At 61.9% G+C, this 14,654-nt stretch carries 18 protein-coding genes; 1 reads left to right on the top strand and 17 read right to left on the bottom strand.

All coding sequences use genetic code 11. From position 1 onward, the window contains the following. Nucleotides 1–12: 12 nt before the first annotated feature. From ispG to trmJ, 15 genes are all read right to left on the bottom strand, one after another. Nucleotides 13–1,125 (bottom strand): flavodoxin-dependent (E)-4-hydroxy-3-methylbut-2-enyl-diphosphate synthase, encoded by a 1,113-nt coding sequence (gene ispG / locus G559_RS0113100; protein ID WP_028628649.1) that lies wholly within the window; start codon nucleotides 1,123–1,125, stop codon nucleotides 13–15. Nucleotides 1,126–1,128: 3 nt separating this feature from the next. Next, entirely contained in the window at nucleotides 1,129–2,214 is a 1,086-nt protein-coding gene (locus tag G559_RS0113105; protein WP_028628650.1) for a RodZ domain-containing protein, read from the bottom strand. Continuing rightward, entirely contained in the window at nucleotides 2,211–2,966 is a 756-nt protein-coding gene (gene pilW, locus G559_RS0113110; RefSeq protein ID WP_028628651.1) for a type IV pilus biogenesis/stability protein PilW, read from the bottom strand. The genes G559_RS0113105 and pilW overlap by 4 nt, the downstream gene beginning before the upstream one ends. A 13-nt stretch (nucleotides 2,967–2,979) precedes the next feature. Further along, entirely contained in the window at nucleotides 2,980–4,128 is a 1,149-nt protein-coding gene (rlmN, locus tag G559_RS0113115) for a 23S rRNA (adenine(2503)-C(2))-methyltransferase RlmN (protein WP_028628652.1), read from the bottom strand. Between the two features lie 24 nt (nucleotides 4,129–4,152). Further along, nucleotides 4,153–4,584, bottom strand: coding sequence for a nucleoside-diphosphate kinase (ndk, locus tag G559_RS0113120; RefSeq protein WP_028628653.1), 432 nt, complete (start codon nucleotides 4,582–4,584; stop codon nucleotides 4,153–4,155). Nucleotides 4,585–4,687: 103 nt separating this feature from the next. Continuing rightward, nucleotides 4,688–4,888: a Fe-S cluster assembly protein IscX gene (gene iscX / locus G559_RS0113125; protein WP_028628654.1), complete on the bottom strand. Its 201-nt coding sequence runs from the start codon at nucleotides 4,886–4,888 to the stop codon at nucleotides 4,688–4,690. A gap of 2 nt (nucleotides 4,889–4,890) precedes the next feature. Beyond that, nucleotides 4,891–5,229, bottom strand: coding sequence for an ISC system 2Fe-2S type ferredoxin (fdx, locus tag G559_RS0113130; RefSeq protein WP_028628655.1), 339 nt, complete (start codon nucleotides 5,227–5,229; stop codon nucleotides 4,891–4,893). A gap of 7 nt (nucleotides 5,230–5,236) precedes the next feature. Beyond that, nucleotides 5,237–7,096, bottom strand: coding sequence for a Fe-S protein assembly chaperone HscA (hscA, locus tag G559_RS0113135; protein WP_028628656.1), 1,860 nt, complete (start codon nucleotides 7,094–7,096; stop codon nucleotides 5,237–5,239). Between the two features lie 47 nt (nucleotides 7,097–7,143). Further along, nucleotides 7,144–7,665 carry a co-chaperone HscB gene (gene hscB, locus G559_RS0113140; protein ID WP_028628657.1) on the bottom strand — a complete coding sequence of 174 codons (522 nt, stop codon included), beginning with the start codon at nucleotides 7,663–7,665 and terminating at the stop codon, nucleotides 7,144–7,146. Between the two features lie 7 nt (nucleotides 7,666–7,672). Next, nucleotides 7,673–7,996, bottom strand: coding sequence for an iron-sulfur cluster assembly protein IscA (iscA, locus tag G559_RS0113145; RefSeq protein WP_028628658.1), 324 nt, complete (start codon nucleotides 7,994–7,996; stop codon nucleotides 7,673–7,675). Between the two features lie 25 nt (nucleotides 7,997–8,021). Further along, on the bottom strand, nucleotides 8,022–8,408 hold the full coding sequence (gene iscU / locus G559_RS0113150; RefSeq protein WP_028628659.1) for a Fe-S cluster assembly scaffold IscU: 387 nt from the start codon (nucleotides 8,406–8,408) through the stop codon (nucleotides 8,022–8,024). A gap of 30 nt (nucleotides 8,409–8,438) precedes the next feature. Beyond that, entirely contained in the window at nucleotides 8,439–9,653 is a 1,215-nt protein-coding gene (locus tag G559_RS0113155) for an IscS subfamily cysteine desulfurase (RefSeq protein WP_028628660.1), read from the bottom strand. A gap of 49 nt (nucleotides 9,654–9,702) precedes the next feature. Next, entirely contained in the window at nucleotides 9,703–10,200 is a 498-nt protein-coding gene (iscR, locus tag G559_RS0113160) for a Fe-S cluster assembly transcriptional regulator IscR (RefSeq protein WP_016491067.1), read from the bottom strand. A 186-nt stretch (nucleotides 10,201–10,386) separates the two neighbouring features. Continuing rightward, a complete protein-coding gene (gene cysE / locus G559_RS0113165) occupies nucleotides 10,387–11,163 on the bottom strand; it encodes a serine O-acetyltransferase (RefSeq protein ID WP_028628661.1) in 777 nt (258 codons plus the stop codon). Then, complete coding sequence (gene trmJ / locus G559_RS0113170; protein WP_028628662.1) at nucleotides 11,163–11,936, bottom strand: tRNA (cytosine(32)/uridine(32)-2'-O)-methyltransferase TrmJ; 774 nt, start codon at nucleotides 11,934–11,936, stop codon at nucleotides 11,163–11,165. Before trmJ ends, cysE begins: the two co-directional genes overlap by 1 nt. Before the next feature lie 153 nt (nucleotides 11,937–12,089). Between trmJ and suhB the strand changes: the two genes are divergently transcribed. Next, nucleotides 12,090–12,905 (top strand): type III secretion system regulator SuhB, encoded by an 816-nt coding sequence (suhB, locus tag G559_RS0113175; RefSeq protein ID WP_028628663.1) that lies wholly within the window; start codon nucleotides 12,090–12,092, stop codon nucleotides 12,903–12,905. Between the two features lie 62 nt (nucleotides 12,906–12,967). On the opposite strand, the gene G559_RS0113180 is transcribed toward suhB, so the two are convergent. Both G559_RS0113180 and secF read right to left on the bottom strand, forming a co-directional pair. Beyond that, entirely contained in the window at nucleotides 12,968–13,552 is a 585-nt protein-coding gene (locus G559_RS0113180) for a glycine zipper 2TM domain-containing protein (protein ID WP_028628664.1), read from the bottom strand. A 179-nt stretch (nucleotides 13,553–13,731) separates the two neighbouring features. Then, nucleotides 13,732–14,646 (bottom strand): protein translocase subunit SecF, encoded by a 915-nt coding sequence (secF, locus tag G559_RS0113185; RefSeq protein WP_028628665.1) that lies wholly within the window; start codon nucleotides 14,644–14,646, stop codon nucleotides 13,732–13,734. Between the last annotated feature and the right edge of the window lie 8 nt (nucleotides 14,647–14,654).

Raw genomic sequence — 14,654 nt, forward strand, 5'->3', positions numbered from 1 at the left:
AGGTTCCTTATCTCAGCTGCGGGCGATAAGCGCCGCGTCAGCTTCGGCCTTTTCGGCCGCCTTTTCGCGAATGAGCCGTTCCAGCTCATCCACCAGGTTGTCGTTATTCAGCTTCTGCGCGGGCTTGCCATCGATGTAGATCAGGTTGTTTGGCGTGCCGCCGGTGAGGCCGATATGCGCCTCCTTGGCTTCGCCCGGGCCGTTGACCACACAACCGATCACGGCCACATCCAGCGGAACCAACAGGTCCTCGAGGCGGCCTTCCAGCTCGTTCATGGTCTTGACCACATCGAAGTTCTGACGCGAGCAACTCGGGCACGCGATGAAGTTGATGCCGCGGGAGCGCAGGTGCAGGGACTTGAGGATGTCGAAGCCGACCTTCACCTCTTCCACCGGGTCCGCCGCCAGGGAGATGCGGATGGTGTCGCCGATGCCGTCAGCCAACAGCATGCCCAGGCCAACCGCGGATTTGACGGTGCCGGAACGCAAGCCACCGGCTTCGGTAATGCCCAGGTGCAGGGGCTGCACGATCTGTTTGGCCAGCAAGCGATAGGCTTCGACGGCCATGAAAACGTCGGAGGCTTTCACGCTGACCTTGAAGTCCTGGAAGTCCAGCTTGTCGAGATGCTCGACGTGACGCAGAGCGGACTCCACCAGGGCCTGTGGGGTGGGCTCGCCGTACTTTTTCTGCAGGTCCTTCTCCAGCGAACCGGCGTTGACGCCGATGCGGATCGGAATGCCTTTGTCACGGGCAGCGTCGACCACGGCCCTGACTCGGTCTTCACGGCCGATGTTGCCGGGGTTGATGCGCAGGCAATCAACGCCCAGTTCGGCTACGCGAAGGGCGATCTTGTAGTCGAAGTGGATGTCCGCCACGAGCGGCACCTGAACCTGCTGCTTGATGCGGCCGAAGGCTTCGGCGGCGTCCATGTCCGGCACTGAGACGCGAACGATGTCGACACCGGCATCCACCAGGCGCTGGATTTGGCCCACGGTGGCTGCGACGTCGCAGGTATCGGTGTTGGTCATGCTCTGCACGGCGATAGGTGCATCACCACCCACCGGCACCGAGCCGACCCAGATTTTCCGCGATACGCGGCGTTTGATCGGGGATTCGCAATGCATGGCTTATTGCCCCAACTTCAGGCGTGCGGTCTCGCCGCGGACGTGAGGCGATACATCGACCGACTGGCCGTTGTAGCTGAGCTGGGCGCCACGGGCAAAACCCAGGCGAACTTCCAGCGGCGCCTTCCCGGCCAGTTCCAGGCTGTCGCCAGTACGCTTGAGGGCACTGACCAGCACCTTGCCGTCAGCGTCAGTGACCTGGGTCCAGCAGTTGGCGGTGAACTGGATGCGCACCACTCCCTGCCCCTGTTGGGCTACCACTGGTGCCGCGGGCTGGGCAGTGGGAGCCGGGGTTGCAGCGGGTGCTACCGGAGCGACAGGAGTAGTCGTTGGCGCGACAGCAGACGCACTGGGTTCGATGGCGGTCGGCGCGGGGGGCTGTGCAACCGGAACGCTCGGCGCTGCGACAACGACCGGAGCCTGAGGCGAAGCAGTGGTAGCCGGCGCGGTCTCGCCTACCGGAGCAGTCGGGGCAGTGCCTTCGGCGGCCGGTTGCTCGGGTTGGGCGGCCATTTCCGGCGAGACTTCGGCGGGGGTCGGTGCCTGACCATCCTGAGCTTCAGCTACAGCCTGATCTTCCGGCTCGTCGAGGGGGTGGATCTGGGTAGTGCCGTCGGCACTTTCCACTTCCACATGCTCCATGCTCACGCTGGACGCTTCCTCGTTGTTGCGGCTGGAATGCTCCTGCCACCAGAAGAAGCCGACCGCGCCGAGGGCGACCAGGATAATGAAGCTGACGATACGCAACACACTCTGGGACAGGCGCACCGGCTCTTCGATGCGGCCCAGGCTGTGCACGCTGCTGCCGTTGGCATCGGTGCCGGTGTAATGGTCGAACTCGGCAACGAGGGCGGCCTGGTCGATACCCAGCAGTTTGGCGTAGGCACGCACGTAGCCACGGGCAAACGTGTGCCCCGGCAGTTGTTCGAAGTCGCCCGCTTCTAGCTGGCGCAGGGACTGTTCGGTCAGGTTGAGGTTACGGGCGACCTCGCCCAAGCTCCAATCCTTGCCTTCACGGGCCTGACGCAGGGTCTCACCGGGGTTGGCGCGGGTCGCCGCTACTGCTTCGGGATGCGACGCTTTCATCATTGCTCCGACAGGTATTGCTGATATTCCGGCGTGCCGGGATAAAGGCGCTTGAGTTGCAGACCGAGGCTTGCAGCCTGGTCGCGGTCTTCGAATATGGTCGCCAGGCGCGATCCGAGCAGCAGGCTGCTAGCCGTCTGCGGGGCGATCTGGGAGTAGCGCTGGTAGTAGTCGCGGGCCGGCACGTACTGTTTCTCGCTGAAGGACAGTTGGGCCATCTCCAGCAGCGCCATGGGCTGCTGGCGGTTCAGGCGCAGCGCCTTGTCGAAATGCTGCTTGGCCAGGGCCGGGTTGTTCATCTTCATGGCGGTCAGGCCCAGGTTCTCGAACACCCGAGAACGCTCGGGGTAGAGGTTGTCCTCGGTGGCCTGCTGGAATCGCTCGTAGGCGTCTTTGTAGCGCCCCTGCTCGAACAGGAACGTCCCGTAGTTGTTGAGGATGCGCGAATCGCTTCGCGACGACAGGGCCTTGCGGTAGTGCTGGTCAGCCAGCTCCGGCTCCATCTCGGTCTGGAACACGAGGGCGAGGGCCGCATTGGCATCGGCGTTGGACGGATCCATCTCCAGGGCCTTCTTCAGCGGCACCTTGGCGCGCTCGGTGGCGCCTTGCTTGAGATAGCCGATGCCCAGGTCGATATAGGCATCGCGTGCTGCGTCACGGCCCTTGTCGGTCTTCATCGGATCGACCTGTCCGGTCGACACGCAGGCCGCGAGCAATGCGGAGGAAACGAGGAGCAGCGCAGCGCGCAGGGTCATGGGGTGTCCTTCTCTAGTTCCGGTTCACGGCGTTGCTGGACGCCTCCGCTTCGGCATTCAGCTGGCGCACGGCAATGTAGCGTTCGCTGCGACGGGTACGGTCCATGACCTGGCCGACCAGTTGGCCGCAGGCGGCATCGATATCGTCGCCGCGAGTGGTGCGGACGGTGACATTGTGCCCAGCCTTGTGCAACAGGTCCTGGAAGCGGCGAATCGCATTATTGCTGGGCCGCTCGTAGCCTGAGTGCGGGAAGGGGTTGAACGGAATCAGGTTGATCTTGCAAGGGAAGTCCTTGAGCAACTCGATCATCTGTACGGCATGTTCGGGCTGGTCGTTGACGTCCTTGAGCAGGGTGTACTCGATGGTCAGCACGCGCTTCTCGCCGAGACGGGAGATGTAGCGACGGCAGGAATCGAGCACCACAGCCAGGGGATACTTCTTGTTGATCGGCACCAACTGGTTGCGCAGCGGGTCGTTCGGCGCGTGCAGCGACAGCGCGAGGGAAACGTCGATCACCTCGCCCAGCTTGTCGATCATCGGCGCCACGCCCGAGGTGGACAAGGTCACCTTGCGCTTGGAAATGCCATAACCGAGGTCGTCCATCATGATGTTCATGGCGGCGACCACGTTGTCGAAATTCAGCAGCGGTTCGCCCATGCCCATCATCACCACGTTGGTGATGGCACGGTCGATCTTCGCGGGGATGGTCCCGAAGGACTTGTTGGCGATCCACACCTGGCCGATCACTTCGGCGGCGGTGAGGTCGCTGTTGAAACCTTGCTTGCCCGTGGAGCAGAAGCTGCAATCCAACGCGCAGCCGGCCTGGGACGAGACACACAGGGTGCCACGGCCGCCCTGCGGGATATAGACGGTTTCGACGCAGCTACCGGAGGCCACGCGGACCACCCACTTGCGGGTGCCATCGCTGGAGATGTCCTGGCTGACCACTTCCGGACCGCGAATCTCGGCAGAGGCCTTGAGCTTGTCGCGCAAGGCCTTGCCGATATTGCTCATGGCGTCGAAATCATCGACGCCAAAGTGGTGAATCCACTTCATCACCTGGCCGGCACGGAAGCGTTTCTCCCCGATGGACTCGAAGAAGCTTTCCAGTTGCGGCTGGGTCAGGCCCAGCAGGTTCACTTTACCGGTCGATTCAGTCATGGCTTCACCCTCTCCCAATCGCGATTAGCGAATGCGAGCGCACACCTCGGTGGCGGCGAAGAAGTAAGAGATTTCGCGAGCAGCAGAAGCCTCGGAATCCGAACCATGTACGGCGTTTTCGTCGATGGAAACGGCGTAGTCAGCGCGGATGGTACCGGCGTCAGCTTTCTTCGGATCGGTAGCGCCCATCAGTTCACGGTTCTTGGCAACGGCGTTCTCGCCTTCCAGGACCTGAACGACAACCGGACCGGAGGTCATGAAAGCAACCAGATCCTTGAAGAAGCCGCGCTCTTTGTGCTCGGCGTAGAAGCCACCGGCTTCGCGCTCGGACAGTTGCACCATCTTGGCGGCAACGACGCGCAGACCGGCTTTTTCGAAGCGGGTGATGATCTCACCGACCACGTTCTTGGCAACGGCGTCCGGCTTGATGATGGAGAGAGTACGTTCGACAGCCATGGAAAACTCCAGAAACAAGGATTAAAGCGAAAAATTAAACCCGCGAATTATACGCGGGTTAGGGGGAAATGCGTAGGGCCGGAACCCGGAGGTGGAGAGCCGGTCAGTCGGCTTCCTCGATCCAGGCAGCCTGGATGGCCTCGAGCACCTTCTCGCCGCCACGGTGCGGGTCGTCGGAAAACTCCGGCAGGGCCAGGACCCAGTTGTGCAAGTCGACGAAATTGACATAGCGCGGGTCGACGTCCGGCTTGGCTTCAGCGAGCTGGATGGCGATTTCCAGCACGTCGGTCCACTTCAAGCTCATGCTCAATGCCCCTCGGAAACCTGGTTGATGGTGTATTTCGGGATCTCCACCACCAAGTCCGCTTCGGCGACGAGCGCCTGGCAGGACAGACGGGAATTTGGCTCCAGGCCCCAGGCCTTGTCCAGCATGTCGTCTTCCAGTTCGTCGGAAGCCTCCATGGAGTTGAAGCCCTCGCGCACCACTACGTGGCACGTGGTGCAAGCGCAGGACTTCTCGCAGGCGTGCTCGATATCGATGCCACTACGCAGCGCGGCATCCAGGATACTTTCACCCGGCTGCGCCTCGATCACGGCACCCTCTGGGCAATGCTCGGCGTGAGGCAGGAAGATGATCTGCGGCATTTCTGGGTCAATCCTCGATTTCATTGAGTCGGCGGCCGGCCAGCGCGGTCTTGACGGCGGCATCCATACGACGCGCGGCGAAGGCATCAGTCACCTGGGACAGGCGCTTGACCTGTGCTTCGATGGCGACGACATCAGTGCCGATCGCCAGCTCGCGCAGAGTTTGCATGCTATCCAGGATCGCGGCGCGCTCAGCATCATCCAGCAGGCGCTCGCCATCGGCATCCAGGGCGGCCTGAACGGCCTCCAACAGGCGCTCGGCCTCGACCTGCTGCTCGCGCAGGGCTCGCGCATTCTTGTCCTCGCCAGCGTACTGGAAGGAGTCCTGCAACATGCGCGAGATCTCGCCATCGGTCAGGCCGTAGGACGGCTTGACCTGGATGCTCGCCTCGACGCCCGAGGCCAGCTCGCGGGCGGTAACGCCCAGCAGGCCATCGGCATCCACCTGGAACGTCACGCGAATCTTCGCCGCCCCCGCCACCATAGGCGGAATGCCACGCAGCTCGAAGCGCGCCAGAGAACGGCAGTCCTTGATCAGCTCGCGCTCTCCCTGGAGCACGTGAATCATCATGGCCGTCTGGCCATCTTTATAAGTAGTGAAGTCCTGGGCACGCGCCACCGGGATGGTGGTGTTGCGCGGGATCACTTTCTCCATCAGCCCACCCATGGTTTCCAGGCCGAGCGACAGGGGAATCACATCCAGCAGCAGCAGCTCTTCGCCGCGCTTGTTACCCGCCAGGGTATCGGCCTGTACGGCAGCGCCGATAGCCACGACCTGGTCAGGATCGATGTCAGTCAACGGCTGGCGACCAAACATCTCGGCCACAGCCTCACGCACTCGCGGCACGCGGGTAGAACCACCCACCATGACCACGGCCTCGACTTCGTCTTGCTCGATACCGGCGTCACGCACGGCGCGGCGGCAGGCTTTGAGACTGCGAGCCACCATGGGCTCGATCAGGGTGTCGAAGCACTCACGAGTCAAGATACCGCGCCAGTCGCCGTAGGCGAGCTCGACACTGTCCGAATCGGTCAGGGCCTCTTTGGCATCGCAGGCGGCCCGCAGCAGGCTGCGCTGGGCACCCGGATCAAGATCAGAGGAAAGGCCGGCCTGCTGGACCATCCAGCCGGCAATGGCATGATCGAAATCATCGCCGCCCAAGGCGCTGTCGCCACCGGTGGCCATGACCTCAAACACGCCGCGGGTCAGGCGCAGGATGGAAATATCGAAAGTGCCGCCACCCAGGTCATAGATGGCAATCACGCCTTCGGCCTGCTTATCCAGGCCATAGGCCACTGCAGCGGCAGTCGGCTCATTGAGTAGGCGCAGCACATTGAGACCCGCAAGGCGCGCGGCGTCCTTGGTGGCCTGGCGCTGGGCCTCGTCAAAGTAGGCGGGCACGGTGATCACGGCACCTACCAATTCGCCCCCGAGGGTCTGCTCGGCGCGCTGCCGCAGGGTTTTGAGAATGTCAGCCGAAACTTCCACCGGGCTCTTGGCACCCTGGACAGTCTCGATGAAAGGCATGTGCGATTCGCCACCAACGAAGCGGTACGGCAATTGTTCGCCGAGTTGCTTCACGTCTTCCAGGCCACGCCCCATGAAGCGCTTGACCGAAATGATGGTATTCAGCGGATCACTGGACGCAGCCTGCTTGGCACTGCGACCGACTTCGACGCGGTCTGCGTGATAGCGGACCGCGGATGGCAGGATGACCTGCCCGTCGGAATCCGGCAGGGGCTCGGCAACACCGCTGCGCACAGCAGCGACCAGCGAGTTGGTAGTACCCAGGTCGATTCCCACCGCCAGGCGGCGCTGGTGCGGCTGGGGGCTCAGTCCGGGTTCGGCGATCTGCAGTAGGGCCATGCTTGTCTATTTATCAGGCGTACCGGCAACCAAGACGGCATCGCGGGTTAATCGTCGAGGCGCTCTTCCAGTTGGCGCACTTCGTGGGTCAGCTTGTCGAGGAACTGCATGCGACGCACCAGGCGCTCGGCATCTTCGCGGCGAGCAGGGTCATCCCAACACTCAGCGAAATCACCATCCAACTCGGCCTGGGCAACCTTTAGCCGGCGCTTGAAGGCGCCAACGCCCTCCAGGTCAGCACTGTCGTGCAAGTCCTCCAGCTCTTCGCGCCACTGCATCTGCTGTAGCAGGAACTGTGGATCCTGCACCGTCACCTCAAGCGGAAGCTCTCGCCCTTTCAGCGCCAGCAGGTACAACGCCCGCCGCGGCGCACTCTTGAGCGTCTGGTAAGCATCGTTGAGCTGGGCTGCACGCTCCAGCGCCAAGCGCTGTTCGCGCTCGGAAGCATCAGCGAAACGATCAGGATGGACGGTACGAGCCAGCTCACGGTAACGCGCCGCAAGCTGGTCCAGATCCAGTCGATGACCCGGCTTCAGGTCGAACAGAGCGAAATGACAGGGAGTTCCCACACACGCCTCAGACGTTGAAGCTCTCGCCGCAGCCGCATTCGCCACGTACGTTCGGGTTATTGAACTTGAAGCCCTCGTTGAGCCCTTCGCGAACGAAGTCCAGCTCGGTCCCATCAAGGTAGGTCAGACTCTTGGGATCGATGATCACCTTGACGCCGTGACTCTCGAAGACCATGTCATCCGCAGTCAGCTCGTCGACGAACTCCAGCACATAGGCGAGACCGGAGCAGCCAGTCGTACGCACCCCCAGACGGATACCTTCACCCTTGCCGCGCCCCTCAATGGAACGCTGCACGTGACGGGCGGCAGACTCAGTCATGCTGATGGCCATTGCAACTCCTTACTCGTTCGAGCGCTTAGAGCAGACCCTTCTTCTGCTTGTAGTCGTGGACGGCCGCCTTGATAGCGTCCTCAGCCAACACCGAGCAGTGAATCTTCACTGGAGGAAGAGCCAGTTCTTCGGCGATGGTGGTGTTCTTGATGGCCGCTGCCTCGTCCAGGGTCTTGCCCTTCATCCACTCGGTAGCGAGGGAGCTGGAAGCGATGGCGGAACCGCAGCCGTAGGTCTTGAACTTGGCGTCTTCGATCACGCCTTGCTCGTTGACCTTGATCTGCAGACGCATCACGTCGCCGCAGGCCGGCGCGCCGACCATGCCAGTGCCCACATCGGGGTCCTGGGCGTCGAGCTTGCCGACGTTACGCGGGTTTTCGTAGTGATCGATGACCTTGTCGCTGTATGCCATGGTAACTATTCCTCACTCATCAGGGTGGCGTCAGTGCGCCTGCCATTCGACCTGGGACAGGTCGACGCCCTCTTTATACATATCCCACAGCGGGGACAGTTCACGGAGCTTGCTGACCGCTTCGCGCACCTTGGCAGCGGCATAGTCCACTTCCTCTGCGGTGGTGAAACGACCGAAAGTGAAGCGAATGGAGCTGTGCGCCAGCTCGTCATTGCGACCCAGGGCGCGCAGCACGTAGGACGGCTCCAGGGAAGCCGAGGTGCAAGCGGAGCCGGAGGAGACCGCAAGGTCCTTGAGCGCCATGATCAACGACTCGCCTTCGACGTAGTTGAAGCTGACGTTCATGTTGTGCGGCACGCGAGCAGTGGCACTACCGTTCAGGTAGAGCTCTTCCATGCCGTCGATCTGAGCCCAGAAACGATCTGCCAAAGCCTTGATGCGCACGCGCTCGGCGGCCATCTCCTGCTTGGCGATATGGAAGGCTTCACCCATGCCGACGATCTGGTGGGTTGCCAGGGTGCCAGAACGCATGCCGCGCTCATGGCCACCACCGTGCATCATGGCTTCCAGACGCACACGTGGCTTACGGCGTACGTAGAGCGCGCCGATGCCTTTCGGGCCATAGGTCTTGTGCGCGGAGAAAGACATCAGATCAACCTTGAGCTTCTCCAGGTCGATCTCCACCTTGCCGGTGGACTGGGCGGCATCGACATGGAAGAGGATGCCGCGGGCACGGGTCAGCTCGCCGATGGCAGCGATGTCGTTGATGGTGCCGATTTCATTGTTCACATGCATGACGGAGACGAGGATGGTGTCGTCACGCAGAGCTGCCTCGACCATGGCCGGGGTGATCAGGCCATCTTCGCCCGGCTCGAGATAAGTCACCTCAAAGCCTTCGCGCTCCAGCTGGCGGGTGGTGTCCAGCACCGCCTTGTGCTCGATCTTCGAGGTGATGATGTGCTTGCCCTTGCCGCTATAGAAGTGCGCCACGCCCTTGATGGCGAGGTTGTCGGACTCGGTAGCACCAGACGTCCAGACGATTTCTCGCGGATCAGCGTTGACCAGCTCTGCCACCTGACGACGGGCGTTCTCCACCGCCTCTTCTGCTTTCCAGCCGAACACGTGGGAACGCGACGCCGGGTTGCCGAAGTTGCCGTCCACCAGCAGGCAATCGCTCATCTTCTGAGCGACGCGCGGGTCCACTGGCGTAGTGGCGGAGTAGTCGAGGTAAATCGGCAATTTCATCGGGGCTCTCCTATCAGGTATCGGGGCCAATCACGGGCCGGCGCCCTGCTCAATCGATGGCGGACGCTTCAATCTTATCGAGGTGCGGCATCCTGCCATTGCTTCCACAGCGGCGTTGATCCTGCCGCTGAGCGACCTCTTGCACCTCGCGACGGTTGACCAGGTCGGCCAGACTGATGCCACTGAGGAACTCATGGATCTGCAGGCTCAGATCACACCAGAGGTGGTGGGTGAGGCAGGTATCACCGGAGTGGCAATCACCCAGACCCTGGCAACGGGTGGCATCCACCGACTCGTTGACCGCATCTATTACCTGGGCGACATGAATGCCGTGCATATCACGGGAAAGCTGGTAGCCACCTCCCGGACCTCGCACACTGCTGACCAGGTTGCCGCGACGGAGCTTGGCGAAAAGCTGCTCGAGATAGGACAGGGAAATGCCCTGCCGCTCGGAAATATCCGCCAGGGACACCGGCCCGTGCTGCGCATGCAGCGCCAGGTCGAGCATGGCGGTGACGGCGTAACGGCCTTTGGTGGTCAGTCGCATGGTGAGTACCACGGGATCGCTGGAATGCAGCGAGTATGCAATTCCCGACTATTTAAGTCAACTATAAGCCTGATCAAATCAGTCGGGATTAAATCTTGCAGGGGCGTGGATAATATCAGAGGCACACCCCGTTAGCACCCTAATAATCCGACCTCGACTGCCGGAGCAAGGCCGAATGAATGCGGCTCAACCGACCGACTTGCGCTGTTCATCCTTGACGCCGGCAAAGTCCTCGTCGCGCAGTTCCGGCAGTGCCTTGGCGCAGTAGTCGCTACCCAGCGCGGTCAGCGCCTTGCACATGCCATCCAGGCGCTCATCCACCGCCTGCACATGATCCAGCAACTGGCCGATAGCGCGCGCCACAGGGTCGGGCATGTCCTGACCGAGACCATAGGCATCGAAGCCGAAGCGCTCAGCAATCGCCTGGCGCTTGGCCTCTTGCTCCGGATCAGCCTTGACGATGATCCGACCGGGAATACCCACCGCAGTGGCGCCGGCCGGCACCGCCTTCGTCACAACGGCATTGGAGCCGATCTTGGCGCCGGCACCCACCGTGAAGGGACCAAGCACCTTCGCACCCGCCCCCACCACCACGCCGTCTTCCAGCGTCGGGTGGCGCTTGCCCTGATTCCAACTGGTACCACCCAGCGTCACACCCTGGTAGAGGGTGACATCGTTGCCAATCTCGGCAGTCTCACCAATGACGATTCCCATGCCATGGTCAATGAAGAAGCGACGACCAATCTTCGCCCCCGGATGGATCTCGATACCGGTCAGCCAGCGACTGAAGTTCGACACCAGGCGCGCCAGCCACTTCCACCCGGCGATCCACAAAGCATGGGCTGCGCGATGCAACCAGATGGCGTGTAAGCCTGGATAACAAGTGAGCACCTCGAAGGCATTGCGCGCAGCCGGATCACGGTGGAATACGCTTTGAATGTCTTCTCGAATGCCGTCGAACATCACTTGTCACTCCGCTTGCTTGCATCGCCCCGCGCGGCTTTCTGGGTTTCCGTCAGGATGCCGCGCAGGATGTTCATTTCCAGCTTGCTGATGCCACTGCGCCCATATAGCCGACGCAGCCTGGACATCAGGTGCCGGGGCTTCTCGGGATCGAGGAAGCCGATCTCCACCAGGGTGCTTTCCAGGTGTTCGTAGTAACGCTCAAGCTCATCGACGGTGACCGGCTGAGCATTGAGCATGGCTGTGGTTTCAACCTTCTCGACCTTGCTCGGCAGTCCTTCCTGCTCCAGCCAGGCCATGCGCACTTCATAGACCAGCACCTGCACGGCGGCGGCCAGATTCAGCGAAGAGAACTCCGGATTCGAGGGAATGTGCACATGGTACTGGCAGCGCTGCAGCTCCTCATTGGTAAGACCCGCATATTCGCGACCGAATACAAGGGCGACCTCACCGCCGACCTGCACCTGCTCAACGGACGTCTTGCCACACTCGCGCGGATCGAGCAACGGCCAGGGTATGCGGCGATCTCGGGCACTGGTGCCAACAACCAGGCTGCAGCCCACCAGCGCCTCTTCGAGGGTACCAACCACCTGGGCACCATCCAGAATGTCATCAGCACCGGATGCGCGAGCACGAGCCTCCGGGCTCGGAAAGTCCACAGGATCGACCAGCACCAGCTTCGTCAGGCCCATGTTCTTCATGGCGCGGGCGGCACCACCGATATTGCCGGGATGGCTGGTATTGACCAGCACCACGCGAATGTTCTGCAGCAACGCTCTAGCCTCTCAGCCGAACTTAAAAGGAGCAGAGAATCTTACCGGACACCCCGACGCAACGCCACGAATCACGCTGCCTCCCCTGCCTGCCCGCAGCTTTTTCTGCTACCATGTGCGGCTTTCTTCTTTAACGACCCAGGTGAACTCCCCATGCAGCCTATGCTGAATATCGCCCTGCGCGCCGCTCGCAGCGCCGGTGAACTGATTTTCCGCTCGATTGAGCGCCTGGACGTTATCTCCGTCAACGAGAAGGACGCCAAGGACTACGTCACCGAGGTCGATCGCGCTGCAGAACTGGCCATCGTGCATGCCCTGCGCAAGGCCTACCCGAACCACAGCATCCTCGGCGAGGAAGGTGGCCTGCTGGAAGGCAAGGGCGAGGGCGCCGACTACCTGTGGATCATCGACCCCCTGGATGGCACCACCAACTTCATCCGCGGCGTTCCGCACTTTGCCGTCAGCATCGCCTGCAAATACAAGGGCCGCCTGGAGCACGCCGTCGTCCTGGACCCGGTCCGCCAGGAAGAGTTCACCGCGAGCCGCGGTCGTGGCGCCGCCCTCAACGGCCGCCGCCTGCGCGTCAGCCCGCGCAAGAGCCTGGAAGGCGCCCTGCTCGGCACCGGCTTCCCCTTCCGCGATAGCCAGATCGACAATCTCGACAACTACCTGGGCATGTTCCGCAGCCTGGTGGGCCAGACCGCCGGCATCCGCCGCGCCGGCTCCGCCAGCCTGGACCTGGCCTATGTTGCGGCTGGTCGCTTCGACGCCTTCTGGGAGTTCGGCCTGTCCGAGTGGGACATGGCAGCGGGCGCCCTGCTGGTGCAGGAAGCCGGCGGCCTGGTGAGTGATTTCACCGGCGGCCACGACTTCCTCGAGAAGGGCCATGTGGTCGCAGGCAATACCAAATGCTTCAAGGCAGTGCTGACCGCCATCCAGCCACATCTGCCGCCTTCGCTGAAGCGCTGATCGCGCTTCACGCAACACAAAAAACCCGGCCTCAGCCGGGTTTTTTGTTGTCTGGAAGCGCCTTACTGCTGCACGCCGGCACCACCGCCCTGAGGCTGGACGTCGCCACCCACCTGCCCCAGGATCAACTGACCTTCCTTAGTGACCGGAATCTGCCGGCCCGGATCATGATCCATGCGCACCTGGCCGACCTTACCGTCCAATTGATACTTCACGTCATAGCCCACCAGCTTTTCGCTGGTGTCGGTGACGGTCTTGCAGCGGGTTTCGGTGGTGGTATAGGTGTCACCTTCCTGCATATGCTCCTGCACCTTGTTGCCAGCATAGCCACCACCCACCGCACCAGCGACGGTCGCGATCTTCTTGCCCGAGCCACCACCAACCTGGTTACCCAGCAGGCCACCTGCCACCGCACCAAGGACGGTACCGGCGATCTGGTGCTGATCCTTGACCGGGCGCTGGCGAGTCACTGCCACATCGTTGCAGACCTCACGCGGCGTCTTCACGGTTTCATTGATCGGCTGAACAGCGAGCACCTCGGCATACTCCGGACCGCTATTGCCCACCAAACTGTAAGTGGCCACAGCGCCGCCGGCAGTCACGCCAACCGCACCCAAAACAGTACCGATTAGCATCGACTTGTTCACATGAACCTCCTGACTCTTCCATAACGGGCTTGCATGCCCTGCTCACTGCCTTGGATAGAGGAAACCAAGTCGAGTTCCCGATCACGTAGGATTATTCCGATAAATGGGACGACAGTCTCATACACCAGAAATGACAAGGCCCGACAAGTGCCGGGCCTCAGACATAGCGCTTGCGCTCCTCAGGGACGATCGTCCACCTCGGCGGTGTTCGCCGGCGGAATCAAGTCTTCCGAGGACAGCCCCAGCCAGATCAACACTGGAGCACTGATGTAGATGGAGGAGTAGGTACCCACCACAACACCAACCAGCAGCGACAGCGCAAAACCATGCAGGCTATCGCCGCCGAAGATCAGCAGGGCGAACAGCGCCAGCGCGGTGGACATCGAAGTGGCGATTGTCCGCAGCAGCGTCTGGGTGCAGGACACGTCGATGTTCTCGATCAGGTCAGCCCGGCGCAACACGCGGAAGTTTTCGCGGATACGGTCGAAGATGATGATGGTGTCGTTCAGCGAGTAGCCAATCATCGCCAGGACCGCGGCCAGCACGGTGAGGTCAAAGGGCACCTGGAAGAATGCCAGGATCCCCAAGGTGACGATCACGTCGTGAATCAACGAGGCCACCGCGCCCACACCAAACTTCCACTGGAAGCGGAAGGCCAGGTACAGCAGGATGCCGCCCAGTGCCAGAAGCATGGCCAGGCCACCCTGGTCACGCAGCTCCTCGCCTACCTGGGGCCCCACGAACTCCACGCGCTTTAGCTCGAACTTGCTCTCGGCATCCACCTTGCGCAGGGCGTCGGCAATCTTGTTACCGAGTTGCGGATCATCACCAGCCAGGCGCACCAGCACGTCCGTGGACGCGCCGAAACTCTGCACCACCGCATCCTCGAAGCCCGCCTCACCAAGCTCGCGCTTGATCAGCTCGAGATTCGCCGGCTGCTCATAGGACAACTCGATCAGCGTACCGCCGGTGAAGTCCAGGCCGAAGTTCAGGCCCTTGGCGAACAGGCTGCCAATACCGATCAGGCTAATGATCACAGTGATGGCGAACGCAACGTTGCGTATCGCCATGAAACGAATGGTTGACTTGATCATGACAGGCC

Source organism: Metapseudomonas resinovorans DSM 21078 (assembly GCF_000423545.1).
In the GTDB taxonomy this organism is placed as follows: domain Bacteria; phylum Pseudomonadota; class Gammaproteobacteria; order Pseudomonadales; family Pseudomonadaceae; genus Metapseudomonas; species Metapseudomonas resinovorans.

Coding starts and splice junctions, on each gene's coding strand:
- ispG (WP_028628649.1), bottom strand. CDS start 1,125: ATGCATTGCGAATCCCCGATCAAACGCCGCGTATCGCGGAAAATCTGG.
- G559_RS0113105 (WP_028628650.1), bottom strand. CDS start 2,214: ATGATGAAAGCGTCGCATCCCGAAGCAGTAGCGGCGACCCGCGCCAAC.
- pilW (WP_028628651.1), bottom strand. CDS start 2,966: ATGACCCTGCGCGCTGCGCTGCTCCTCGTTTCCTCCGCATTGCTCGCG.
- rlmN (WP_028628652.1), bottom strand. CDS start 4,128: ATGACTGAATCGACCGGTAAAGTGAACCTGCTGGGCCTGACCCAGCCG.
- ndk (WP_028628653.1), bottom strand. CDS start 4,584: ATGGCTGTCGAACGTACTCTCTCCATCATCAAGCCGGACGCCGTTGCC.
- iscX (WP_028628654.1), bottom strand. CDS start 4,888: ATGAGCTTGAAGTGGACCGACGTGCTGGAAATCGCCATCCAGCTCGCT.
- fdx (WP_028628655.1), bottom strand. CDS start 5,229: ATGCCGCAGATCATCTTCCTGCCTCACGCCGAGCATTGCCCAGAGGGT.
- hscA (WP_028628656.1), bottom strand. CDS start 7,096: ATGGCCCTACTGCAGATCGCCGAACCCGGACTGAGCCCCCAGCCGCAC.
- iscA (WP_028628658.1), bottom strand. CDS start 7,996: ATGGCCATCAGCATGACTGAGTCTGCCGCCCGTCACGTGCAGCGTTCC.
- iscU (WP_028628659.1), bottom strand. CDS start 8,408: ATGGCATACAGCGACAAGGTCATCGATCACTACGAAAACCCGCGTAAC.
- G559_RS0113155 (WP_028628660.1), bottom strand. CDS start 9,653: ATGAAATTGCCGATTTACCTCGACTACTCCGCCACTACGCCAGTGGAC.
- iscR (WP_016491067.1), bottom strand. CDS start 10,200: ATGCGACTGACCACCAAAGGCCGTTACGCCGTCACCGCCATGCTCGAC.
- cysE (WP_028628661.1), bottom strand. CDS start 11,163: ATGTTCGACGGCATTCGAGAAGACATTCAAAGCGTATTCCACCGTGAT.
- suhB (WP_028628663.1), top strand. CDS start 12,090: ATGCAGCCTATGCTGAATATCGCCCTGCGCGCCGCTCGCAGCGCCGGT.
- secF (WP_028628665.1), bottom strand. CDS start 14,646: ATGATCAAGTCAACCATTCGTTTCATGGCGATACGCAACGTTGCGTTC.